Below are 23,744 nucleotides of genomic sequence, written 5' to 3' on the forward strand. Positions count from 1 at the left end.
TTTGGATTGCTATAATGGGTAATTTATTTATACTAATGGTATATTGTATCACAGTGTTGACAGCTGTCAATAGCGGGGTACAGAAAAGTGTTAATGAGGCAAAAATGAGGTCAAAATGATTAGAATCTAAACTTGCCGCGCTGGATAAGGTAACCGCAGGCAAGCCCCACCAGTAACCCTCCCAAATGACCCTGCCAGGCAACTGACGGCAGGAATGACAGGATAGCAAAACTGCCCAAAACTGCAATCCAGAGGGGGATAGGTATGGGCAGGGGGAAAACCATAACCTTGGAGTTCGGGCGGAGTACGGCCAGAGCGCCGCCAAGTGCAAAAACCGCCCCGGAAGCACCTATGACATACCCGTAGGAGCCGGCGTTGAGTAGTATGAACAGCAAACTGCCCGCCAGACCGCCCCCGAAGAATATGATGAGCCAGCTGCGCTGACTTACCATCTGGAGCAGGGCATTGCCGAAGAAATACAGGGTAAGCATGTTGGCGAAAAGATGCCACAGGTTTGCATGGACAAACAGGCTGGTTAAAATAGTCCAGGGGTGGCTTAGGGCGGTTGCCGGCTGAAGTGCCAGGTACGGCCCGATTTGGGGAGCAAAATTAACCCCGAAGAATACCACCACACAGGTTATTATTATCAGGAGTATGATATCCGGCTGGTTGCGGTAGTTGGAATATCTCATATGGAGTCATTCTGACAGTTTTATCCAAGGCGTGTCAAATTTTTGGCAATAGACGGAGAGCTGAAACGAAAGTTTGGCCGGAAGGTATTTATCAGCTGAAATTACGCTAAGGCCTCTTGGGTGAGCCGGATGCCGCTGTTAAGCAAATATGGCACTAGCTAAAATGCCCTTATCAGCGGGCAGACAAAACTAATACTTTCCATAGCCCTGAGGCAGCATATCCGGGCTTCAGGAAGTGGTTTTTTTAGAGGGTGTCTGTTTGGGGGCTTTTAAGTTTACTTCTTCGGCGGAGAAAGGTGAATAACCCTGTATTATTTCACCTTCGGTAATTATTTCCAGTTTGCCGCCGCACTGGGCACAGGTTTGATGGCGGGCATTTAAAAGTGCCCAACCATGATAATGCCCCCCGCACCTGGTACATCTTGCCTCTGGTATCTGCATACTATTATATTACCATTAAGGTAGGTATAAGCTGTCAACTATTTTGTAGATACTCTTTTGAAAGAAGCCGGTTTTACTGCCAGGCACCGTTTACAAAGGTAAGGTTTGCCCAGTCACTGCCTTCAGGCATCAGGGCGCTTACTATCAGGCCTTTTTCATTCAGGGTATAAATACCTATTACTTCACCCATAACAAAATTATGAACTGCCAGGCTTACCGAAGGTGAGCCGTAGCTGACATTTGAGGTATGGCCGGAGCCGACTGTCCCGCCGTCATTCAGGGTGTTTATTTCCGCATCCACCATAGCTGACAGGACAGCCAGACGGACATTTGCCAGTTCGGTATTGGCAGATTCTACCTTACCCTCGTGCATAAATTTTACTATATTGGGTATTACCACTCCGGCCAGCACCCCCAGTATAGCCACAACTACCAGTATTTCAATCAGGGTAAATCCGTGTTCACGTTTAAAAATATTCCCGGGCATTTTCATAGATTCCCCCTTATGACGGCAACTGTGCACATTTATATAGCCAATAGTACTAAAACCTGGTAAACATTTTCAATACCTGTCTGATGAAATGCCTGTCTTGCTGAAAATAGTCTCTGGCTTTATACTTTAGCCATGCCTGAGCATAAAATACTGGTAGTTGAAGATGATGCCACCTTGCGTGAGCTTTTGTGTTACAACCTTGCCAAGGAGGGATACCAGCTGGAATGTGCTGAAGACGGGCTTAAGGCGCTTGGTATGTACCGCCGGTTTAAGCCGTCTTTGGTTATACTGGACGTAATGCTGCCGGGCATGGACGGCTTTGAACTTTGCCGCCTTATCCGCGCTGAGAGCAGCGTGCCCATACTTATGCTGACCGCCCGTTCAAGCGAAACAGATAAAGTAAACGGGCTGGAAGTGGGGGCGGATGATTATCTGTCCAAACCCTTTGGCATGAAGGAACTGCTGGCCAGAATGAGGGCACTCCTCCGCCGCAGTCAGATGCAGAACTCCCAGCCAGAGCCTGTGAGCGGCCTGAAAATAGATAATCTGGAAATATTTTTTGAACGTCATCTGGTCATGCGGGACGGGGAGGCTTTAGACTTTTCCCCGAAGGAGTTTGACCTGCTGAGTTTTATGGTTCAGAACCGGTGCCGGGTTTTCAGCCGCGAACAGCTGCTGGAAAAGGTTTGGGGTTATGATTATCCGGGCGGTACCCGCACGGTTGATGTACATATCAGCTGGCTGCGCCAGAAAATAGAGACTGACCCGTCCCGTCCCCGCCACCTGATAACAGTGCGGGGAACCGGCTATAAGTTTGAGGAGTAAATATGGCCAGAAGCCTTAAATGGCGTTTAATAAGCCTGTTTTGCCTGCTTATTGCCGCTAGCGTGGGTCTGCTTAGCATTTTCCTGTCCAATCATCTGGAAAACTCTTATCTGGACAATTTGCAGTCCCGCCTTGTTCAGGAAGCCACGCTGCTTTCAGAGATAGTGCCGGAGCATATTTCTGAAGACCCGGACAGTTTTGATGCTTATATTAAGGAACTGGGAGCTTCGCTGGATATACGGCTGACTGTTATAGACCCCGGCGGTCAGGTGCTGGCAGATTCACTCCAGTCACCCTCGGACATGGAGAATCACTCTACCAGAGTTGAGTTTATTGACGCTTTAAAAAACGGCCTTGGCACCAGTGTTCATCAGTCTGCCAGTTTGGGATATGAAATGCTGTACGTGGCTATCCCGGTTAAAAGCGGGGCAGAGGTACTGGCGGTAGTGCGGGTGGCCTTGCCGGTAGAAGAAGTATACGCGGCGGTGGGGGATGTAGACCGGACTATTTTGCTGAGTGCCTTAATAAGCATACTGGCGGCCGGGCTTTTAGCAGTTTGGGTAGCGGCCAGCCTGACCCGCCCGATTAAGGAACTCACCGCTATTGCCCGGCGTATTGCCCGGGGGCAGATGGATGCCGTTCAGATAGAGGTAAGCGGCAAAGGCGAAATGGAAGAACTGGCCCATGCCTTCCGCCTGATGACGGAACGCCTGCGTGACAGCATAAATGCAGTCAGCTCCGAGCGTGACCGCCTGTCAGCGGTACTGGAACGCATGGGTGACGGCATTTTCCTGCTGGACTGCGAAGGCACTATAAGCCTTTTAAACCCGGCTGCCGAGCGGATATTTAAACTGGAAGCCGAACGCGTAATAGGCCACAGCTTTGTGGAAGCAATACGTGACCATGAAATCCACTCTATTTTTGAGCATTCCAAATCCTCCGGTAAGCAGGAGATGGGTTTTGTAGAGCTTGCCTCCGGCAGGCGTTTTCTGGGTATTATTGCTACCCCGCTGGTCAGCCAGTCAGGTTATCTGGTGCTGGTGCAGGACCTTTCAGAGCTTCGGCGGCTGGAGAAGGTAAGACGGGATTTTGTAGCCAATATTTCCCACGAATTACGCACCCCTATCAGTTCCCTGAAACTGCTGACTGAAACCTTGCAGGAAGGGGCGGCATCTGATGCTGCGGTTGCGGCCGGGTTTATTGAAAAAATCCACCTTGAGGTGGATAAACTGGCCCAGCTGGTTACCGAACTGAGTGATCTTTCCGCTATAGAAAGCGGCCAGGCGGTTTTAAACCTCCAGCCGGGAGATATTTCCACAGCTATAAATCTGGCGGCTGCCAGGCTGAGCCCCCAGGCGGAACGGGCAGGTATAAGCCTTGGGGTAGAGCTGCCCGAAACCCTGCCGCAGGTAAAGCTGGACGAAAACCGGATTGAACAGGTGCTGGTAAATCTGGTGCATAATGCCATCAAGTTTACCCCCAAGGGCGGCCGGATAAAGATTGGTGCCCGCACCCAGGGGCAGATACTGGTAGTATATGTATCTGACAGCGGCATAGGCATACCCGAAGATGATTTGACCAGAGTATTTGAGCGTTTTTACAAAGTGGATAAAGCCCGTTCCGGCGGCGGTACCGGCTTGGGTTTGGCTATTTCCAAGCATATAGTGCAGGCACACGGCGGGGATATCTGGGCTGAGAGCCGCTACGGCAAGGGGGCAACCTTCAGTTTCAGCCTGCCGCTTGGCTGAGTATTTTCTTACACCCGTTAGTCTATAAACCAGCTCTATCAGGGCTGGTTTTTTTATTATTCCGGTATTTTAAGATTTTTACATAACCTTAACAAATCCTTTATATAGCCTTAACCTTGGAGATTTAAACTGATAATGTGAATAAGGAAAGAGGAAAAGAAACAAGAAAGGAGGTGAATATAATGGAAAGAATAACTTTGGCTCTGGTAGCCCATGATAACAAGAAGCAGGAAATAGTAGACCTGGTAAAGAAGCACGAAACCGACTTGGCAGGTCTTAATCTGGTAGCCACCCGCACCACCGGTAAGCTCATTCAGGCCAGCACTGATCTGAATGTAAATTTACTCCAAAGCGGCCCTCTGGGAGGTGACCAGCAGATTGGTGCCATGGTAGCCAGCGGGGTAGTAACGGCTATCATATTCCTTCGTGACCCCCTGACCGCCCAGCCCCATGAACCTGATATTTCCGCCCTGATGCGCGTGTGTGACGTACATAACGTACCCTTAGCTACCAACGTATCTACCGCTGAAGCTGTTTTGCACCTTATATTCGAGCATCCGGAGGAACTTAAGGAGCACAGGCTGAAGAGCCAGCTTTTAAATAGTTTAAACAGCTGATACAGGTTTACAGAATAAATAACCATAGAAGGAAGGAAAATTGAACAAGTTAGTAACCAAGAAAAAGATTATGCTGCCTGTTACCGCCGTAATGCTGCTGGCACTGGGCGTGGCAGGATGCAGCAATGATGACGAAGCCGACAACAACGATGATAATAATGACAACACCCCCACTCTCTCAGGAACTATCAACGAAGCCGGTTCCACCACCGTTCAGCCTCTGGCTGAAAAACTGGCAGCCGCTTTCAAAGTTCTGTACCCGAATGTTAACGTGGTAATAGGCGGCGGCGGTTCTTCAGTAGGTGTTAAATCAGCAACTGACGGCACGGTAGAAATTGGTGCTGTCTCACGCGAACTCAAAGACACCGAGACCGGCCTGACCAAATACCTCCTGGCCAAAGACGGCATTGCCATCGTAGTTCACCCTGACAATACTGCGGTGGCTAATCTGACCGTAGACCAGGTACGGGATATCTTCTCCGGTGTTATAACCAACTGGAGCCAGGTAGGCGGCCCTGACAAAGCAATCCATGTAATGGCCCGTGAAGAAGGCTCCGGCACCCGGACTGCCTTTGAAGAACTGGTAATGGGTGAGGGTGTACGGATTGTAGCCAATGCAGTCCTTCAGAACTCCAACGGCGCTCTTAAGACCGCTCTGGCCGGTGACAAAGATGCCATAGGCTTTATCTCCTTCGGCTATATAGATTCAAGCGTAAAAGCCCTGAGCATAAACGGTATAGCTGCTACCTCCGAGAATGGTAAAAACGGTACTTACCCCATTATCCGCCCGCTCTACTTCCTGACCAAAGGCACTCCCAGCGAACTGGTACAGGCCTTCCTGGACTACTGTATGAGTGATGCAGTCCAGCAGATAATAACTGAAGAAGGTTACTTATCTGTAAACTAAGCCCGGGTCGGGTAAATCAGGTAATCACAATGGGCAGAGACCAAAAATCTCTGCCCGGACTGGTTTAAAGGGAAATGTTGCCGAGATATTTTACTGATAAATTAGCCAAATACGGGGTTCTTATTACCGCCCTTGTCTCCATACTGGTACTGCTGGCTATTGCGGTATTTATCATTCAGGGGGGGCTGCCCTTATTCAGCGCAGTAAACCCCTTTGATTTCCTGTTCGGACAGAGCTGGAGCCCCACCTATGACGAATACGGCATATTATCCATGATAGTGGGTTCTCTGCTGGTTACTCTGGGGTCAATGGTGATTGCAGTGCCGCTGGGTATTGCCTGTGCTATTTTGCTGGCAGAGGTTGCCCCCCAAAGGGTGCGTAATCTGCTTCGTCCGGCAGTTGAGCTGCTGGTGGGTATTCCCTCTGTGGTTTATGGTCTGGTAGGTATAATGGTAATTGTACCGGCCATCAGGAATCTGGGGGGTACGGGCTATTCCGTACTGGCGGCAGTGCTGGTACTTTCAATCATGGTCTTACCCACTATTATCAGCATCTCCGAAGACAGCCTCCGGGCTGTGCCCCGCACTTACCGGGATGGGTCTTTGGCACTGGGTGCCAGCCAATGGCAGACTATCTGGCATGTGCTGCTGCCGGCTGCCCGCTCAGGGGTAGGGGCAAGCATAGTGCTGGGTATGGGCAGAGCCATCGGCGAAACTATGGCTATGATTATGGTCATAGGAAATGCGGTTATTATTCCTACTTCTCCCCTTGACCCGGCCAGAACGCTGACCGGCAATATTGCGGTAGAGATAAATTATGCGGCAGGCCTGCATGAAAATGCCCTTTTTGCCACCGGTTTGGTGCTCCTTATCTTGATACTTATACTAAATAGTTTGGCCACTTTGGCGCTGAAGCGGGGTGAACAACATGCTTAAATTTTCCTCCCGCAGTACCCAGAAAGTGGCATTTACAATATTATGGGCGGCAGGCATTATTACTTTGCTGGTTCTGCTGCTTATCATAGGTTATATTATTGTACGTGGGCTGCCCGGTTTCTCCTGGGATTTCCTGATTACCCCGCCGGCTGGCGGTCTGGCAGGAGAGGGGGGTATTTCCTCTACAATTGTGACTACTCTTTATCTGGTCGGGCTGACCCTGCTGATACTGGTACCGGTGGGTATCGGGGCGGCTATATACCTGGTGGAATATGCACCGGACAACCGCCTGACCCGTTTTATACGTTATGGAGTTCAAACTCTGGCGGGTGTGCCTTCTATCCTGTTTGGTTTGTTCGGGTTTGCTCTGTTTGTGACCGCCCTTCATTTCCGTTTCTCTATACTTTCGGGCGCGCTTACCCTGGCCTGTCTGCTGCTGCCGGTGCTTATTACCGCTACCGAAGAAGCCTTAAAGGCTGTCCCCCGCTCTTACCGGGCAGGGGCTATGGCTCTGGGGGCTACCAAGTGGCAGGCGGTGACTCACGTGATACTGCCGGCGGCTTTGCCGGGTATTGCAACCGGGGTAATTCTGTGTGCCGGACGGGCATTGGGTGAGACCGCCTGTCTGTACGTGACTATGGGCGGGAGTGCCGCTATGCCGGAGTCACTTCTTTCAGGAGGGCGCTCACTGGCACTGCATGTCTTTTATCTGGCTACAGAAACCAACGCTATGGATAAAGCTATGGCGACAGCCGCAGTTTTAATAGTGATTATTGTAGGCTTAAACGGACTGACCAATTTTATTTCCCGGCGTTTCCAGAAACGCATCTGCGGAGGAGTTTAAATGGAACCTAAAATCAAAATCCGCGGTGTCAATTTTTTCTATCACCGCCACCAGGTACTTAAAAATATAAATATGGATTTCCCTGACCGCCAGATAACCGCCATTATCGGCCCTTCGGGATGCGGCAAAAGTACCCTTTTACGCGCCCTTAACCGGATGAATGACCTGGTCAGCGGGGCCAGGCTGGAGGGTGAGGTACTGCTGGATAATGAAAATGTTTATTCCCCCAACCTGGACGTGGTCAATCTCCGCAAGAGGGTAGGTATGGTCTTTCAGCAGCCCAATCCCTTTCCCAAAAGCATTTTTGATAATGTGGCTTTCGGTCCGCGGATGCTGGGTATTACTGCCCAGTCCCGTCTGAATGAGATAGTGGAAAAAAGCCTGCATCAGGCGGCACTCTGGGATGAGGTTAAGGATAACCTGCATAAATCAGGCATGGCCCTTTCGGGCGGCCAGCAGCAAAGGCTGTGTATTGCCAGAGTGCTGGCGGTAGAGCCGGAAGTTATCCTGATGGATGAGCCCTGTTCCGCCCTTGACCCTGTAAGCACTATGCGGATTGAAGAATTGATGCAGGAACTGAAACAGAACTATACTATAGCTATAGTCACCCACAATATGCAGCAAGCCGCCCGTGCTTCAGACTGGACAGGCTTTCTGCTGACGGGTGACCTGGTTGAATACGGGCGTACCGGTGAGATTTTTTCCCGTCCCAAGGACAAACGCACCGAAGACTATATTACCGGCCGGTTCGGTTAGAGGAGAGTTATTATGCCGCGAATGGGATTTGACCGCCACCTTAGGGAACTTGAAGATGATATGCTTCTTTTGGGTAGCATGGTAGGCAAGGCTGTTGACCGCTCTATGCAGTCTATGAAAGAGCGGGATTTGGAGCTGGCCAAACAGGTTATAGAAGAAGACAAACTTATTAACCAAAAACGCTTTGAGATAGAAGAAAAAAGCATAGAGCTTATGGCTACCCAGCAGCCGATGGCCCGAGACTTAAGGATAATAGTAGCCGTACTTAACATAATAGTTGACCTTGAGAGAATTGGCGACCATGCCGAAGGTAATGCTAAAATAGCCCTGATGCTGGGTGAAGAGCCGCCCTTAAAGCCGCTCATTGACCTGCCCCGCATGGCTTCCAAAACAGAGGAAATGCTAAACCGGGCGCTGGGGGCTTTTGTCCGGCGTGATTCCGCCGAAGCTTTGCGGGTAATAGACGAAGATGACGAAGTAGACGGCCTGTATAACCAGATTTTCCGGGAACTGCTGGTTTTTATGGCCGAAGACCCCCATACTATCTCCCGGGCAACCCGCCTTATCTGGGCAGCCCATAATCTGGAAAGGAGTGCGGACCGGGTTACCAATATTTGCGAAAGGGTGCTCTTTGTGATTACCGGTAAATCTGAAGAGTTTGGTTCGTCAAAGTACTAATATGGAAAATAAAAAACAGATATTGTTCGTGTGTTTGCATAATGCCGGCCGTTCTCAGGCCGCCGAAGTTATCTTTAATCATCTGGCCGGGGGTAAGGCTCTGGCGGTTTCGGCTGGTACCGAACCTGCGGCCGCTCTCAACCCGGAAGTGGTGACGGTGCTTAAAGAAGACTACGGTATAAATGCAGGTGGTCTCAAACCCAAAATGCTAAGTCAGGATATGCTGGACAGTGCCAGCCGGGTTATCAGTATGGGGTGTGATGTTACCCTGTCCTGCCCGGGGCACCTGTACGGCAAGGAAGATTGGGGCATAACCGACCCGCGGGGTAAAAATCTGGCAGAAGTCCGCCTGATAGTGGGAAGTATCCGCCAAAAGGTGGAAAAATTGCTGGATGAGCTTGGTATAAAATACCAAGTTTAGCAGTCCGGGTATTGGCGGCGGCAGTTGCCGTATCTTCCGGATATTAAGTGGTTTATCTAGATAGCAGGTAATCATTGCGCAGCAGCCCGCAGTATTCCACGTCTTCAAAAACACCGTTTTTCAGCAGGTGCTTGGGAAAGCTGCCTTCATGTTTAAACCCCGCTTTGGCCATTACCCGGCCGGAAGCGGGGTTTCTTGTGAGATAATAAGCCTGCAGCCGGTGCAGGTTCAAATCTAAAAAGGCATATCTTACCAGGGCTTGCAGTGCTTCGGTGGCATAGCCCTGGTTCCAGTAGGGTCTGCCAATCCAGTAGCCCAGTTCAGCCCGCCGGTGGGGAAAGCAGAACACCAGCCCGCAGGCACCCAGCAGATATCCGCTGTCTTTTTCAGTTACGGCAAAGTGCTGCTCGGTATTGGCAGCCAGTTTTTTGGGCTGGCTGTTTATCCATTTTACGGCCATTTCCGGCAGGTAGGGGTGGGGAATATTCAGGGTAGTGTCAGCTATCAGGGCATCGCCTGCCAGTTCGGCAACCATATCCGCATCTGCCCGGCTAAAAGGCCTCAGTACCAGGCGGGGTGTGCTGAGTGTAGTTTTGTAAAGAACCATGTCATTATTCCGAAATATTTTTTTGTATTATATCAGGGGTATTGTTATTTAGGGATAGCCAAGCCTTAAATTTTATGGTATTATATAAAAAGTATTAGTACCTTTCTTTACTCTATACGGCAATAACCTGTACATTTGGTAACTTGCTTACGAAGGGAAAACGGTGCTTATTGGCAAGCCCTTGCCTATTGTTTTATTAGTTTATAGCTGGAATTATTATTCTGATTTGCTAATTTGATATCTTTTGCCGTTATATGCTAGTATTTAAAGGTCTTTTACGCCCCCTATTAAAATAACCGGAGTTACTTCAATATGGAAAGTATCTGGAAAGAAAAAGTAGACGGCGTCATTACCCAGAGCGGAAGCTCTCGGCTCTCTCTCCTTCCATGTTTGGAAGCGGTTCAGGAAGAATGTGGCTATATACCCCATGAAGCTGTAAATTATTTGAGGGAATGCTTAAGCATTCCCTCTATTGATATTTACGGCATGATTACCTTTTATAGCCTGCTCTCAACCAACCAAAAGGGAAAGTACGTGATTCGCCTGTGTAATTCGCTGCCCTGTTACCTGAACGGTACAGAAAACATCCTGGATACCCTGGTGGACAATCTGGGTATCGAACCCGGTCAAACCACTCTGGACCAACGTTTTACCCTGGAGCTGGTCCCCTGTTTGGGATTATGTGACCAGTCACCGGCTATGGTAATAAACGGGGTGGTTTACGGAAAGCTGACTGCTCAGCTGGTAACCGAAGTCCTGGACGAATTGAGGACTTACTAAAATGCAAGACATTAAGATTATTACCCGTCATCTGAATACCGCCAGCTCAGCTGATATTGATGTATATATGGCTGACGGCGGCTACCAGGCCCTTAAAAAAGCCCTGTCCATGACTCCGGACGAAGTAATTGCCGAAGTCAAACGCTCAAAGCTGGTAGGCCGGGGTGGAGCGGCCTTTCCTACCGGGCTCAAGTGGGAGCTTACCCGCAAGGAAAAGGCTAATCCGAAATATATCGTCTGTAATGCCAGCGAGGGCGAACCGGGCACTTTTAAAGACCGGCTGATACTTAAAAACGACCCCCACATGGTGCTGGAAGGTTTTATTATTGCCGCTTATGCGGTGGGTACTTCCCAGGGCTTTATCCATGCCCGTGAGGTTTATACCGAAGAAATAGAGCTTTTCCAGAAAGCCATAGACCAGGCAACCGAACGCGGTTTTCTGGGGCAGAATATCATGGGGAGCAATTTCTCGCTGGATATCCAATTTTACAAGAGCGCCGGTGCTTATATCTGCGGTGAGGAAACCGCCCTTTTTGAATCCCTTGAAGGGCACAGAGGTATTCCCGCCGCCCGTCCGCCGTATCCGGTGCAGGTGGGGCTTATGGATAAACCCACCACTGTTAATAATGTAGAAACTCTCTGCAATGTGCCTGCCATTATAAATAACGGGGCAGACTGGTTTGCTGCAATCGGCCATCCGGACTATCCCGGCACCAAGCTCTTCTGCCTTTCGGGTAACGTGAAAGAGCCGGGTGTTTTTGAAATGCCGCTGGGAACCAACCTTAAGGACTTGCTTGAGGCCGGGGGAGGCGTAGACGGCAAGTTCAAGGCGGTTTTACCGGGGGGCATATCTTCCAGCCTGCTTACCGAAATGGATGTCAATCTGGACTTTAAGACGCTGGCCAAGGCCGGTACTATGCTGGGGTCAGGTGCGGTTATTGTGATAAACTCCGATACCAGCATGGTAAATGTAGCTTCCAACGTAGCCCACTTCTTTGACGAAGAGGGTTGCGGCAAGTGCTCTATCTGCCGCGAAGGCACCCGCCGGGCGGCTGAAATCCTTAGCCGCTTTTCCCGCGGGCAGGGCAACCGCAACGAACTGGAGTGGCTGCTGGAACTGCATGAAGTAATGAAAGATACCGCTTCCTGCGGTCTGGGACAGGTAGCCTTAAATGTGGCTGCCAGTGCCATTCGCAACTTCAAGGGTGAATTCTTGGCGCAGGTGCGTAAGGAGGAAGGCGTATGGTTACGCTAAATATTGACAACAAGCAGATAAGCGTACCTGAAGGTACGACTATTATGCAGGCCGCCAAGCAGGCCAATATCAATATCCCCCACCTGTGTTATTTTGAAGGCCTGAAAAGTTACAGCGGCTGCCGGGTATGTGTGGTGGAAATAGAGGGTGAACCCCGTCTGGCTACGTCATGCTCACGCAAAGTAGCCGAAGGCATGAAGGTTAATACCCACTCCGCCAGAGTACGCCGCGCCCGCCGCACCATACTTGAAATCCTGCTGGCCAATCACCCGCAGGACTGTTTTAACTGTGAGCGTAACCAGAACTGTGATTTGCTGCGTCTGGCGTTTGAATGCGGCGTGAAAAAGCTGCGCTTTGAAGAAAGCGAAAAGCGGGTGCTGCCTATAGACAGTACCAGCCCCAGTATTATCCGTGACCCCAATAAATGTATTGCCTGCGGCCGGTGTGTCCGCGTCTGCCACGATATACAAACAGTAAATGCCATTGGTTTTATAAATAAAGGCCCGGATACCATGGTGGCAACCTCCATGGATAGGGGTATGGGCAATGTTGCCTGTGCCAACTGCGGCCAGTGCATACTGGTCTGCCCGGTGGGTGCTATTAAGGAACGCTCGGCGGTGGATGCTGTCTGGGCGGCCATAGCAGACCCCACTAAACACGTAGTTGTTCAGGAAGCCCCTTCGGTCAGGGTTTCTCTGGGTGAAGAGCTGGGCTTGCCGGCAGGTACGCTGGTTGCCAAAAAGATGTATGCCGCTTTAAGGCGTCTGGGTTTTGACGCTGTATTTGATACCAACTTTACCGCTGACCTGACCATTATGGAAGAGGGCTCGGAACTGGTGGAACGGGTTAAGGACGGCGGGGTGCTTCCCCAGATAACCTCCTGCTGCCCCGGCTGGGTCAAGTTTATGGAACACTATTATCCTGAACTTGCGCCCAACGTTTCCTCCGCCAAGTCCCCTCAGCAAATGTTCGGGGCGGTCTGCAAGACCTATTATGCCGAAAAATCCGGCATAGACCCCAAGGATATTATCAATGTTTCGGTCATGCCCTGTACGGCCAAGAAGTTTGAGTGCCAGCGGCCCGAAATGAATGACAGCGGCTTTAAAGACGTGGATTATGTCTTAACTACCCGTGAGCTGGCCCGGATGATAAAAGAAGCCGGACTGGATTTTGCGTCGCTTGACGAAGAGCCTGCCGAAGACTTGCTGGGTCTTTATACCGGTGCTGCCACTATCTTCGGGGCTACCGGCGGTGTTATGGAAGCGGCTATCCGCAGTGCCTACACCCTGATAACCGGGCGTGAACTGGAAAACCTGGACATAGAACCGGTGCGCGGTCTGGAAGGCATTAAGACCGCCAGCGTTAATATTGACGGGTTAGAGGTTAAAGTAGCGGTGGCTCACGGGCTGGGGAATGCCCGTCACCTGCTTGATGAGATAAAAGAGGGTGTTTCGCCCTATCACTTTATAGAAATCATGGCCTGCCCCGGCGGTTGTGTCGGCGGCGGCGGCCAGCCAATACGCTTTGATTCCAGTCTCAAGAAAAAGCGCGGCGAAGCCCTTTACGAAGAAGACAGGAACATGGCCAAGAGGTGTTCCCACCACAACCCGTCTGTAGAGAAGATATATAAAGACTATCTGGAGAAGCCGCTGGGCAAGCGTTCTCACAAACTGCTGCATACCGAATATACCAGTCGCCCGGTAGTTTAAGGGCAAGTAATAAAAACAATACGCGGGAGGAACAAAATAGATGTTCAATATCCAGAGTATCAGCCTTAGGAAAGAGCTTGTTATTGCTTTTTTAGTTATGCTGGGGCTGGCCACCGCCGCTCCCCTGATAGGTAATCAGTACCTGACCGGTTCGCTGGTAAATGCGGTTCTGTTTATCAGCGCCGTAATACTGGGCTGGAAAAATGCAGTGGCTATCGGCCTTATTTCCAGCAGCATTGCTTTGGCTACCGGTCTTTTGCCCATAGTCATGGCTCCCATGGTACCCTTTATCATAGCCGGTAACGCTTTGCTGGTGGTCAGCTTTCACGCACTCCGCAGCAAGGGCTTCTGGCTGGGTGCAGGTGTGGCTGCCTTTTTGAAGTTTGCTTTCCTCTGGGCTACTTCCAATCTTGTTCTCAATCTCTTTATTGAGCAGAATGTGGCAGACAAGATTGCCGGAATGATGGGTTTGACCCAGCTCTTTACCGCCTTGATGGGTGCGGTTATTGCTTACGGCGCGCTGCGTCTGGGCAAGAAGATATAGCTTTCAGGAAATATCGGGTGCAAAAACTAAAGGGGGCTAAAAAGCCCCCTTTTTGTATTTATAATAGTTAACTGGTGTATCCGGCTTGGCGTTTGGCTCAGCCAGAGCTTAGAGATGGTTTTCAAGCCAGAAAAACAGGTCATTCCAGACCTGAGGGCAGTCAGGCTCATTAAATACCTCGTGGTACATACCGGGGTAGGTTATCAGGGTCTTATCTTTGGAGCTTATTTTCTGGACCAGCTCACGGCTGCCGCTTATGTTTACCAGGTGGTCTTCTTCACCGTGGATAATCAAACTGGGCAGGCTGATATTCTTCAGAAAATCAGGCAAATCCTGGCAGATACGCAGAAATTCGGCGGCCATTTGGGCGCTCATCCGCTGGTGAAGCACCAGCGGGTCTTCATCATAAGCCTTGACTATTTCCTTATTATGGCTGATAGTAGCGGCGTCAATTTTACGTATTCCCAGCATGGGGGCTATTTTGGAAATGGGTTTAACCAGCTGGTTTAAAATGCCCGGCATGCCGGTATAAGGCTTGAGGGCTATGCTGGAAAAAATAAGGCCGCTGGCGTCATACTGGTGCTTGCTGGCATAGGCTGCGGTAACCAGGCCGCCCATGCTGTGGCCGAAGATGAATATTTTGGAAGTGGGATGTTTGGCCTGCACCATGCTAAAAGCGCTGATAAGGTCATAAATATATACATCGTAACTGGATACATAACCGGCTTTGCCGTCTGTTTTGCCGTGACCGAAATGGTCATAAGCATAAACGGCATAACTGCGGTCTGCCAGATAATGGGCCAGCTCACTGTAACGGCCGGAATGTTCTCCCAGGCCGTGTACCACCAGTACAATGGCCTTGGGGCTGCCGTTTGGCAGTAAGGCCTGATAGTAGCAATTGTAGTCCTGACAGCCTTTAAAATGCCCTTCTGTAAACCTCATCTTGCTTTAGTCTTCCACTCCTGCTTCAGCTTCCATTTTGGCCAGACGGGTATAATAATCTTCTATTTCATTCAGGTGAGCCAGGGCTATTTTACCGGTCATTACCGGGTCATCATTGGTGACATTGGTCTTGGGGTCTCTGGTGCCATGTTCCAGCTCTACGTCCATGCCCATGCGGAACTGTTCTATATCAAACTTCTCAAAGGTGATGCCCAGTATTTCGGCCACTGCTTCGGCTTCATCGCTTGAAAAACTTTTTTTAGACATTTTCCAGTTTCCTCCCCTGCATAATCTTAAAGCTATTCTGAAGGTAAACTGAAAATATGTCAACCTGTTTCACCACCTAAAATGGCAAAGGCTCAGCGGGGCAGAAATAATCTTTGCCGGGTGGGTGGCCGGGGGTATTTTATTCGTAGGTTTTCAGCTGTTTGCGCAGGGTTTTCCAGTTGGGACAATACTTTTCCACTACTGCCCAGAATCTATCCGTGTGGTTCATTTCCAGCCGGTGGGCAAGTTCGTGAATTATGACATAGTCCATAAGGGATGGCGGCATGGTTACCAGCTTCCAGTTAAAACTAAGGTCACCCCGTGAGGTGCAGCTGCCCCAGCGGGTTTTTTGGGCGCGTATGGACAGCTTGCCAAAGCTTAACCCCATTTGAGCGGCATTTTTTTCCAGGCTGGCTTTAACTGCCTCGGCAGCCTGGTGGCGATACCACTTTTCCATCACTTCAGCCGCACCTTTGCCGCCGCTAAGCAGGTGAAGATTGCTTCCCTCCAAACTTACGTGGCCTCTTTCCCCGCCTTCCCTTATCCGCAGGGTATAGAGCTTGCCCAGATAGGGGACTTGCTGTCCGTCATGCAGCCCGTCCTCAAGTATAAAGCGGTTGGCGTTCATTTTGGTCTGGTGTTTTAAAATCCAACTTGAGCGTTTCAGCAGGATATCGTCCAGACCGCTCATGTTATAGTGATGGGGGACGGTAACTACCAGTCCGGTGGTGGAACGTATTGCCAGGCGGATAAGGTCTGAAAAACGGCTTTTCCGCAGGGTATAGTGGACTTCTTTACCTTCCAGGACTATGCTTTTCTTACCGATAACCTCAGGGCGGGAATAAATATTGCGTGGACTCAACGCGGTGTCTCAGCCTCCATTTTTTTGGTGCGGGGCTGATTTAACATAACAATAAATATGCCGGCCAGTACCAGCATGCCCCCCAGAAATTCATTAAGAGTAAGGCCTTCACCCAGGAAAATATATCCCAGTATAATAGCGCCCACCGGCTCACCCAGTATGGCTACCGAAACTACCAGTGCGGATACCAGCCTGAGTGCCATATTCAGGCAAGAATGGCCTACCAGCTGGGAAACTACTGCCAGCAGGAAAATCATCAGGTAGGTAGTGCTGGTATATCCGCTGAAACTTTCCCCGCTTAGAAATGCCCCCGCCAGCAGGGTAATTGCGGCACTGCCGTAAAGCAGGGTTATATAGGGCAGAAAATCTATATGGCTGCGCATTTGGCGGCCTATAATCAGATAACCGGTGGTGGGTATGGTGGCTGCCAGAGCCAGCATATTGCCCAAAAATGCCTGTTCACCCACCTGGGTAGTAGCCAGATTTATCAGGGCCATGCCGCCGAAGGCCGACAGTACCCCTCCGATAGCCTTCAGGCTGAGTTTCTCTCTCCACATCACATAGGACATAATGGCTACCAGCACCGGGTGGGCGGTCACCAGAATAACCGAGCTGGCAATAGAGGTGTATTCCAGCGAACTCACCCAGAACAGCTGGTCAATCCCCACCAGAAAACCGGCCAGGATTATAAGCAGCAGGTTTCGCCGGGAAAGGCGTTTTATAGCCAGATATACCGGCTTTGCGGCAAACGGCAGGAGTAGACAAGTGGCCGCAAGCATACGCAAGCTGGTGATTATAATAGGCGGAGCGTCTGCCAAACGGGTGAAGACCGAAGCTGCAGCAATGCCAAATACCCCAAGAAGCAACAGGAGATACATTTTCGCTTTCATGTGAAGGACTTAGCATACCCTAATTCATTGAAAAATACCAGTTTAGGCCGCCTCTGGTGTGCGGCGATTTATGAGTGAAACGCCTCTTGAGAGGCAACCTGATGGCGGTAGCTGGTTTTATTTGTGAAAAAACAGCTGTTAAGTTAAAATTAGCTGATATGAAGAAGTTCCCCAAACGTACATATTCAAATCCCGCCCAGTTTCTCTCAGACATAGGTTTTATCCTGAAAAACCGCCGTAAACTAAAGGAATCCCGCTTAAGCGGATTTCCCAGTCCGGCTTTTCGGGAACGGCTGATGCTGGCGGTAACCGGGGTTAATGAATGCCGCTTTTGCACTTATGCCCATACCAAAATGGCTTTGGAGAGCGGCATTTCCCAGCCGGAAGTAAAAGCCCTGCTTGACGGTGATTTCGGCAACTGCCCTTCGGGCGAATTAAATGCAGTTCTGTATGCCCAGCACTGGGCGGATACTGCCGCCAAACCCTCCACAGAAATGCAAAGCAAACTTGAGGCAGATTACGGGGCTGAAAAAGCAGGTTTTATCCACCTGTATCTGCGTATGATACGCATAGGAAATCTTAGCGGCAATACGGCTGATAAATTTCTGTACTATCTCACCTTTGGCAAAATGGGGCTTAACCGCCAGCCGTAAGTACGTTGAATTTAGATTTTCTATAAGATATAATCGGCCTGAGTTCTTTGGGTGGTTAGCTCAGTGGTTAGAGCACCTGCTTCACACGCAGGGGGTCAGTGGTTCAAATCCACTACCGCCCACCATTCTTTAAACGTAAACAGCCCTCATGATGTTAGTGTCATGGGGGCTGTTTTTATTGGTGGCACTAATTTGGCACTAAACTTACTGGTAGCGGCTTGTTGCTGGCCAGGGGCTACATGGCTGTAAGTATCCAGGGTAATCTGGATGAAGGCCCAGCAGGTAAGGTATGCCCATTTTATCTGACAAGTAAGGGGTTGTATGGTTTCTGCGGTAGCTTCTTTAAACTTTGACATGGGATTAGTTATTGGAATGGTAAAGCTCAAACAAGACCTGTATGAGATACTTCCTTTCAAAGTATTCAAGGACGATGTGGTCAAGGGGCAAGGACTGGTTTTCAACATAGGCGAGCGCCCAGTAATTATCTTTTGGAAACTGCCTTTAAGATGGGTGCGGAGATTTAGAGGATAGGATGAGGCAACTAGAGTAATGGCGTATAATATTAGTTTAATATAACCATTATGTTGACATCTTTGCCGTTAGATTTATAATTTGTTATATATCAGGATATCAGCCGTCTGAGGATGCAAATAGTTGGAATAAAATAAAGAACTTCAGAAAAAGAACGGGATTCGATATGAAAACTAGAAGAAAATTACCTATTTATAAAATAATGACATTTTTCTTGAGTTTTTTCTATATTCCAATTCTGATCATTGTTAGCGAAACTAGAGATGCGCAGGAAAATATATCTGAAATACTATCCCAAGCGTTATTGTTTTTCCCGATCATTATGTTTCTCTTGGCCTGGGTGATCCTTATCATAGATGTGTTCCATAATAAGACGGTAGCAAAGAACCAAAGGGCTTTCTGGGTGTTGTTATTGATTGCCGGCCATTTTGGGGTTTTCCCTTTTTATTGGTATTTCCACATATATAAAAATTCCAAAGAGTCTGCTACGGTTGTTACGGAAGAACCAGTCAAGGCGCAGCGAGGTCTTTTTGAAGGCAAATCTGAGGGTTTCAAAATAATGCTGTTGGTGGGCGGATTATTACCTTTAGTGTTAGGTGTTATAGGCGGTATAGCCCGCGTTTTCTTAAATAATGAGGGATTGTTTTATACATTTGGGATTGCCAGCTATGCTGTGGGGATAGCAATCCTAGTTCTATATATAATAGATGCTACCAGAAACAGCTTGGTTGCTTCGAATCAAAAGGGGCTGTGGATAGTTCTGCTCATACTGGTAAATGTAATTATCTTTCCTGTTTACTGGTATATGAATGTGTGGAAAGAAGCAAGCAGACCGCAGATTTAGAACCTAATAAATAAGGCAAGTAACTATCATTGATTTTCACATATAAATATTGGTGGCACTAATTTGGCACTAATGTTTAGCAAATTGATTTCTGAAAATAAGCTTGTAAAGCTAAAATCAGTGTTACCACCAGCCAAGAGTTTAGCTTTAGCACTACTAAAAAGCAGGTTAGGGATATAATTCACACGCAGGGGGTCAGTGGTTCAAATCCACTACCGCTCACCATTCTGTTCCATGAGCAGAGCTTGTTTCCCCACCCCGTTTACTTATTACGGCTGATAGTCTCAAGGGCTGTATCCTGTTAGGAAGAAGATTCCGCTTTGGGCGAATCCTGGCAGATAAACATATACCCTTTGCCGGGGATATTTATAAGAAACTTGGGGTTGGAAGGGTTGTCTTCAATTTTTTCCCGCAAATGTCTTATATTTACCCTTATTCTCTCGTAAGCATTTTCCCCCCAGATTTTTTGAGCTATCGTTTCATTATAAATATAACGTCCGTTGGAACGCATCAGGTAATACAGTATCTGCCCCTCTATATTTGTCAGGCGTATGGGTTTGTCATTTTTATAGAGTTTGGTTACTGACTGGCCGAAATGGAATGGGCCGCATTCAAATTCCAAATCAACTTCGGGTGAATGCAAACGCCTGCTTATAGCTTTGATACGGGCGAGTAGCTCCATCTGGCGGAATGGTTTGACCAGGTAATCATCCGCCCCCAGGGAAAGTGCCTTCACAATGTCGCTCTCCTCATTCCGGATAGTCAGAATAATCACCGGTAGCTCAGAAAAGAGCCGGATTTGCCTTAGCACTTCATAGCCGCTGATATCCGGCAAGCCGATATCAAGAATAATGGCATCGGGCTTGGCTGTTTCCACCATGGCCAGGCCGCTTTCACCGGAACTGGCTTCCAGCAAACGCACATCCGGCCAGCCGAGTTTAAAAGACAGCTTCACAATTTCGGTTGTTTGGGCATCATCCTCAATTATTAGTATCTTCATGCTCTTCTCAACTTCCGCCATTTTGTTTTATGGGTAAAATAATATCACAGGTGGTACCGTGGCCTTCCTTGCTGTGTATAGTAATCTGCCCCTGGTGGAGGTCTACAAATGTTTTAGATAGAGCCAGCCCCAAACCAAGCCCCCCAGAACTTTCCCTGGAAATTAGCCGGTCGTCATATGAGGTCAGCAAGCGCCTCTGTTTTACTTTTGAAATTCCCCGGCCATTATCTTTTATACAAATAACCAGGCAGCGGCCTTTTTGGAATACGCTCATTTTGATAAAGCCGCCCTGGGGAGTAAATTTCAGGGCGTTTCCCAAAATATTCATCACAATTTGTTTAAACCTGACCGGGTCAACCTCAATTAACGGCAGGTTCGGTTGGAAACCTGCTTCAAGAGTTTGATTTTTAGCCTGTGCCTGGGGGCGTATGAATTCTATGATATCCCCTAATAACCTGGTGCAGTCAATGCTTTCAGTATTCAGCGAAAGTATGCCCAGCTCCCCCCTGACCAGGTCAAACAGGTCATTCATCCTGTTGTTAAGCTCTTCAGCCCCTTTATTTATCTGGCTGGCCAATTCGTGCGAAATATCAGGCGGCGGCATTTTTATCAGCATATCACTGGCGGCTATTATGGGAGTAAGGGGAGTTTTTAATTCATGTACCAGAATGCGGGTGAATTCTGCCCGTTTCTGAGATTCGTTTTCCAGCCGGGTATTGAGCAACTTTTCCCGCTCGTACATATTTTTCAGTTTTATTTCATATTCTTTGCGTAAAGATATATCACGGATAACAGATAATATTACCGGTTTGCCATTTAACTCAAAGCGCAGGCCGCTTACTTCGTTCTGCATAATCTTGCCGGACTTTGACTGATGCAGGAGTTCATAAGTCGCTCCATCTTCCTTGTTGACAGTGGCTTTGGTTCCGGCCAGAAACTTGGCTTTGCTCTCCTTGGAGTTGGGCTGGAAAAAATCAGCATATTTACCGAACATTTCCTGCCGGGTGTACTCAAACCGCTGGCAGGCCATGTCGTTTACTTCAATTATCTTAAAGCCTTCTTTATGGGCATCCCATTCCCAGAGGATTATGGCATCACGGGCTTTATTAAATATGGTGCGGAATTTTTTCTCGCTCTCATAGAGAGCTTTTTCGGTAAGGGTTTGCCTTTCAATCAGGGTCTGTATAAGTTTATTAAAGGTAACCGCCTCATCTGTTTTTTGTCTGGCAATCTCTTTGAGATGGGGTTGGGGTGTTACGGGATTAACTTGAGTAATCTGCTCACTGTCTGCCTTGTTTAAAAAGGCACAGTCATAGTCTGTATCGGAATATCTTAAATATGAATCATTTATGTTTACCGGGATTTTATGGCCTGATTTTGACAATAAAGTGGCTGACCTGATATTAGCGCCTGATTTTTTCAGCCTGTTCCAGTAACTTTCCCACTGCGGGCGGCTGAAATCCGAAGAAATCTGGCAGATATCCAACTGGGCCAGTTCTTTGGCACTGTAACCGGTCATTTTGGTGAAGGCTTTATTTGAATACACCACTTCCCCCCGGTTGTTTAACCAGTAAACGGCCACCGGAGCGCTATCCAGTGCTAGCTTGCCTACAGAATTGAACATCAATAGTTAATTATCCTTAATAACATATGTATCAAATCTCTGTACCAGATTATAGCTGTAAAAATCTAAAAATACACTACCAATTTCCTTTTGCCCTGCCCAGCCATTCGTGGCGGTGTTAATAATTTTAACACCAATTAACAGATAAATAATGAATATCAGCATTATTATTTTTAGTGGTGTTACTATCTGTTTTAGAGGAGGTGACGGCTTAAGAGAGACTTCCGGAAGAGACCGGGTGACTTTGGGAAAGACCAAAACGAAAAGGAAGGAAATTAATGAGTAAATTTCACAGTGCAGTAACTCGTCGTGACTTTATGAAAGGGCTTGGTTTAGCCGGAGCGGGTATTGGTACTGCGGCTGCCGTGTCCCCCTTGTATCGTGATCTAGATGAAATGATCGGTTCGAAAACCGCCCAGTGGAAACGTCCCTGGTGGGTAAAGGAACTCGAACTGGAAGAGCCTACCACTGAAATAGACTGGGATATGGTTGAGAGATTTGATGCCCGCTACTCAGCCCACTCACCAGCTGAAGTATGCCGCTTTGTAGGATTGGATGAGTATAACAGGGTGAGAGCCTTATCTAACGCCAAGCAGGATATGCTTGATAATAAGCCCGGTTCAACCCTGCGGGATAATGCTTTAAATATCGGAGCCGGTACCGGTCAGTATATGAGCGGTTATAAAACTGATTACGTTTTCCCGGCCGCCGGGACTTGCTGCGGTTCTTTCTCCGTATATTGGACCGGACAGAAAGGTGTTGCTACCCCGGAAAGCATGGGTGTACCTAAGTGGTCTGGTACGCCTGAAGAAAATACCCAGATGGTACGGGCTGCCATGCGTTTCTTCGGTGCTACCGACGTATCCGTAGGTGAACTGAATGAACGGACCAAGAAATTTGTTTCCACCTATCCCCAGGGCGGTGACGTCAAATATCTGGATAACTGGCCGCCTCCGGATACCTACATCAAGAAGATTGTCTTTGAAGATGTTGACCAGGGTTATTCCACTGACACCAAATATGTCATTCCCAATAAACCCCTCTACTGCATAACCTATACTGTACCCATGTCAAAAGACCTCTTCAGGACTGGCCCCGGTTCCCAGCTGCGCTCAGCGGCCAATATCAGCCGCTACCGCCTGCGGGCAGCCATTGATACCTGTACCAAAGGTTTCCTGACTGCTTTGGGTTATCAGGGTCTGGAAGAGCCGTATCCTTGCTTCCCGTCACAGGCCGGTGCTGTACTGGACGGTCTGGCTGAAATGGGACGCAACTCAAACGTCTGCATCAGCCCCGAATACGGCAGTGTTCACGGCTATTTTGATATCATAACGGACTTGCCTATGGCACCCACTCACCCCATAGATGCCGGTATATTCCGTTTCTGCCATACCTGCCACAAATGCGCTGATGAATGCCCTGCCAAATGTATTGACCAGGGTTCAGAGCCGACCTGGGATTTCCCGGCCAGCATGTACAAACCCGAAATGCCGGTAGATTACCATGCCCCCGGCAAGCGTTTGTTCTGGAATGACCCCATCGCCTGCCAGATGTATTCAAACTCGGTGGCTGGTGCTTGCGGTGTCTGTATGGCTACCTGTACCTTCAATACCAACGGCGCTTCCATGATACATGATGTAGTCAAGGCTACTTTGGCCAAGACATCTCTGCTCAACGGCTTCCTCTGGAATGCTGATAAAGCTTTCGGCTACGGTTTGGTTGAGGGTGACGAGAAAGAGAAGTTCTGGGAGATTGGTCTGCCTGCTTACGGCTTTGATACTACAGTCGGCTCAACGGTGGGCGGTTACTAAAATTTAATTTTTCAGGAAAATTGTATGAAAAGGTTAATGGTGCTGATAACAGGTCTGTTGATAGTAGG

The 23,744-nt window shown here is 48.8% G+C and carries 26 protein-coding genes and 1 tRNA gene; 17 read left to right on the forward strand and 10 right to left on the reverse strand.

All coding sequences use genetic code 11. The annotated features are described in order from the left end of the window. Positions 1-119: 119 nt before the first annotated feature. From ACE6F3_RS03305 to ACE6F3_RS03315, 3 genes are all read right to left on the reverse strand, one after another. Complete coding sequence (locus tag ACE6F3_RS03305; RefSeq protein WP_010935937.1) at positions 120-692, reverse strand: rhomboid family intramembrane serine protease; 573 nt, start codon at positions 690-692, stop codon at positions 120-122. A 228-nt stretch (positions 693-920) separates the two neighbouring features. Next, a complete protein-coding gene (locus ACE6F3_RS03310; RefSeq protein WP_010935938.1) occupies positions 921-1,133 on the reverse strand; it encodes a hypothetical protein in 213 nt (70 codons plus the stop codon). Between the two features lie 73 nt (positions 1,134-1,206). Beyond that, positions 1,207-1,626 carry a type II secretion system protein gene (locus ACE6F3_RS03315; protein ID WP_324664056.1) on the reverse strand — a complete coding sequence of 140 codons (420 nt, stop codon included), beginning with the start codon at positions 1,624-1,626 and terminating at the stop codon, positions 1,207-1,209. A gap of 132 nt (positions 1,627-1,758) precedes the next feature. Between ACE6F3_RS03315 and ACE6F3_RS03320 the strand changes: the two genes are divergently transcribed. From ACE6F3_RS03320 to ACE6F3_RS03360, 9 genes are all read left to right on the forward strand, one after another. Then, on the forward strand, positions 1,759-2,451 hold the full coding sequence (locus ACE6F3_RS03320; protein ID WP_010935940.1) for a response regulator transcription factor: 693 nt from the start codon (positions 1,759-1,761) through the stop codon (positions 2,449-2,451). A 2-nt stretch (positions 2,452-2,453) separates the two neighbouring features. After that, positions 2,454-4,199, forward strand: a complete 1,746-nt coding sequence (locus ACE6F3_RS03325; RefSeq protein WP_324664054.1) for an ATP-binding protein — start codon at positions 2,454-2,456, stop codon at positions 4,197-4,199. Between the two features lie 182 nt (positions 4,200-4,381). Next, a complete protein-coding gene (locus ACE6F3_RS03330) occupies positions 4,382-4,816 on the forward strand; it encodes a methylglyoxal synthase (RefSeq protein ID WP_010935942.1) in 435 nt (144 codons plus the stop codon). Positions 4,817-4,886: 70 nt separating this feature from the next. Continuing rightward, positions 4,887-5,723: a phosphate ABC transporter substrate-binding protein gene (locus tag ACE6F3_RS03335; RefSeq protein WP_041343450.1), complete on the forward strand. Its 837-nt coding sequence runs from the start codon at positions 4,887-4,889 to the stop codon at positions 5,721-5,723. 74 nt (positions 5,724-5,797) lie between these two features. Next, the gene (gene pstC, locus ACE6F3_RS03340; protein WP_041340986.1) at positions 5,798-6,658 is read left to right on the forward strand and encodes a phosphate ABC transporter permease subunit PstC; all 861 of its coding nucleotides are present in this window, start codon (positions 5,798-5,800) and stop codon (positions 6,656-6,658) included. After that, entirely contained in the window at positions 6,651-7,502 is an 852-nt protein-coding gene (gene pstA, locus ACE6F3_RS03345; protein ID WP_010935945.1) for a phosphate ABC transporter permease PstA, read from the forward strand. Before pstC ends, pstA begins: the two co-directional genes overlap by 8 nt. Next, a complete protein-coding gene (gene pstB / locus ACE6F3_RS03350) occupies positions 7,503-8,258 on the forward strand; it encodes a phosphate ABC transporter ATP-binding protein PstB (RefSeq protein WP_041340989.1) in 756 nt (251 codons plus the stop codon). 12 nt (positions 8,259-8,270) lie between these two features. Beyond that, positions 8,271-8,936: a phosphate signaling complex protein PhoU gene (phoU, locus tag ACE6F3_RS03355; RefSeq protein ID WP_324664050.1), complete on the forward strand. Its 666-nt coding sequence runs from the start codon at positions 8,271-8,273 to the stop codon at positions 8,934-8,936. A 1-nt stretch (position 8,937) separates the two neighbouring features. Beyond that, positions 8,938-9,357, forward strand: coding sequence for a phosphatase (locus tag ACE6F3_RS03360; RefSeq protein ID WP_324664048.1), 420 nt, complete (start codon positions 8,938-8,940; stop codon positions 9,355-9,357). A 52-nt stretch (positions 9,358-9,409) separates the two neighbouring features. Here the strand turns inward: ACE6F3_RS03360 and ACE6F3_RS03365 are convergent, their stop codons facing one another. Then, the gene (locus ACE6F3_RS03365) at positions 9,410-9,964 is read right to left on the reverse strand and encodes a GNAT family N-acetyltransferase (RefSeq protein WP_324664046.1); all 555 of its coding nucleotides are present in this window, start codon (positions 9,962-9,964) and stop codon (positions 9,410-9,412) included. A gap of 312 nt (positions 9,965-10,276) precedes the next feature. Between ACE6F3_RS03365 and ACE6F3_RS03370 the strand changes: the two genes are divergently transcribed. Genes ACE6F3_RS03370 through ACE6F3_RS03385 form a run of 4 tightly spaced genes read left to right on the forward strand, consistent with a single transcriptional unit; the run spans position 10,277 to position 14,252 of the window. Next, positions 10,277-10,744, forward strand: a complete 468-nt coding sequence (locus ACE6F3_RS03370; protein ID WP_010935950.1) for an NAD(P)H-dependent oxidoreductase subunit E — start codon at positions 10,277-10,279, stop codon at positions 10,742-10,744. 1 nt (position 10,745) lies between these two features. Further along, on the forward strand, positions 10,746-11,999 hold the full coding sequence (locus ACE6F3_RS03375) for an NADH-quinone oxidoreductase subunit F (RefSeq protein WP_010935951.1): 1,254 nt from the start codon (positions 10,746-10,748) through the stop codon (positions 11,997-11,999). Continuing rightward, positions 11,987-13,708, forward strand: a complete 1,722-nt coding sequence (locus ACE6F3_RS03380) for an NADH-dependent [FeFe] hydrogenase, group A6 (protein ID WP_041340994.1) — start codon at positions 11,987-11,989, stop codon at positions 13,706-13,708. Before ACE6F3_RS03375 ends, ACE6F3_RS03380 begins: the two co-directional genes overlap by 13 nt. A gap of 40 nt (positions 13,709-13,748) precedes the next feature. Continuing rightward, positions 13,749-14,252, forward strand: coding sequence for a hypothetical protein (locus ACE6F3_RS03385; RefSeq protein ID WP_041340997.1), 504 nt, complete (start codon positions 13,749-13,751; stop codon positions 14,250-14,252). Between the two features lie 108 nt (positions 14,253-14,360). On the opposite strand, the gene ACE6F3_RS03390 is transcribed toward ACE6F3_RS03385, so the two are convergent. From ACE6F3_RS03390 to ACE6F3_RS03405, 4 genes are all read right to left on the reverse strand, one after another. Further along, complete coding sequence (locus ACE6F3_RS03390; RefSeq protein WP_058292382.1) at positions 14,361-15,194, reverse strand: alpha/beta hydrolase; 834 nt, start codon at positions 15,192-15,194, stop codon at positions 14,361-14,363. A gap of 6 nt (positions 15,195-15,200) precedes the next feature. Next, positions 15,201-15,461 (reverse strand): DUF5661 family protein, encoded by a 261-nt coding sequence (locus tag ACE6F3_RS03395; RefSeq protein ID WP_041341002.1) that lies wholly within the window; start codon positions 15,459-15,461, stop codon positions 15,201-15,203. 139 nt (positions 15,462-15,600) lie between these two features. Then, positions 15,601-16,323 (reverse strand): M48 family metallopeptidase, encoded by a 723-nt coding sequence (locus ACE6F3_RS03400; protein WP_077974972.1) that lies wholly within the window; start codon positions 16,321-16,323, stop codon positions 15,601-15,603. Further along, on the reverse strand, positions 16,320-17,213 hold the full coding sequence (locus ACE6F3_RS03405) for a DMT family transporter (RefSeq protein ID WP_324664038.1): 894 nt from the start codon (positions 17,211-17,213) through the stop codon (positions 16,320-16,322). The genes ACE6F3_RS03400 and ACE6F3_RS03405 overlap by 4 nt, the downstream gene beginning before the upstream one ends. A gap of 101 nt (positions 17,214-17,314) precedes the next feature. Here ACE6F3_RS03405 and ACE6F3_RS03410 point away from each other — a divergent pair, with 101 nt between their 5' ends. From ACE6F3_RS03410 to ACE6F3_RS03420, 3 genes are all read left to right on the forward strand, one after another. Then, positions 17,315-17,866, forward strand: a complete 552-nt coding sequence (locus tag ACE6F3_RS03410) for a carboxymuconolactone decarboxylase family protein (protein ID WP_238581974.1) — start codon at positions 17,315-17,317, stop codon at positions 17,864-17,866. Between the two features lie 49 nt (positions 17,867-17,915). Further along, positions 17,916-17,991, forward strand: a tRNA-Val gene (locus tag ACE6F3_RS03415). Positions 17,992-18,563: 572 nt separating this feature from the next. Continuing rightward, on the forward strand, positions 18,564-19,241 hold the full coding sequence (locus ACE6F3_RS03420) for a hypothetical protein (RefSeq protein WP_324664035.1): 678 nt from the start codon (positions 18,564-18,566) through the stop codon (positions 19,239-19,241). Positions 19,242-19,542: 301 nt separating this feature from the next. Here the strand turns inward: ACE6F3_RS03420 and ACE6F3_RS03425 are convergent, their stop codons facing one another. Then, positions 19,543-20,241, reverse strand: a complete 699-nt coding sequence (locus ACE6F3_RS03425) for a response regulator transcription factor (protein WP_010935973.1) — start codon at positions 20,239-20,241, stop codon at positions 19,543-19,545. Between the two features lie 7 nt (positions 20,242-20,248). Next, positions 20,249-21,865 carry a PAS domain S-box protein gene (locus ACE6F3_RS03430; protein WP_392655013.1) on the reverse strand — a complete coding sequence of 539 codons (1,617 nt, stop codon included), beginning with the start codon at positions 21,863-21,865 and terminating at the stop codon, positions 20,249-20,251. A 278-nt stretch (positions 21,866-22,143) separates the two neighbouring features. Between ACE6F3_RS03430 and ACE6F3_RS03435 the strand changes: the two genes are divergently transcribed. Beyond that, a complete protein-coding gene (locus ACE6F3_RS03435; RefSeq protein ID WP_041341013.1) occupies positions 22,144-23,676 on the forward strand; it encodes a reductive dehalogenase in 1,533 nt (510 codons plus the stop codon). The last annotated feature ends 68 nt before the right edge of the window (positions 23,677-23,744 follow it).

This window comes from Dehalococcoides sp. THU4, assembly GCF_043231265.1.
Taxonomy (GTDB): domain Bacteria; phylum Chloroflexota; class Dehalococcoidia; order Dehalococcoidales; family Dehalococcoidaceae; genus Dehalococcoides; species Dehalococcoides mccartyi.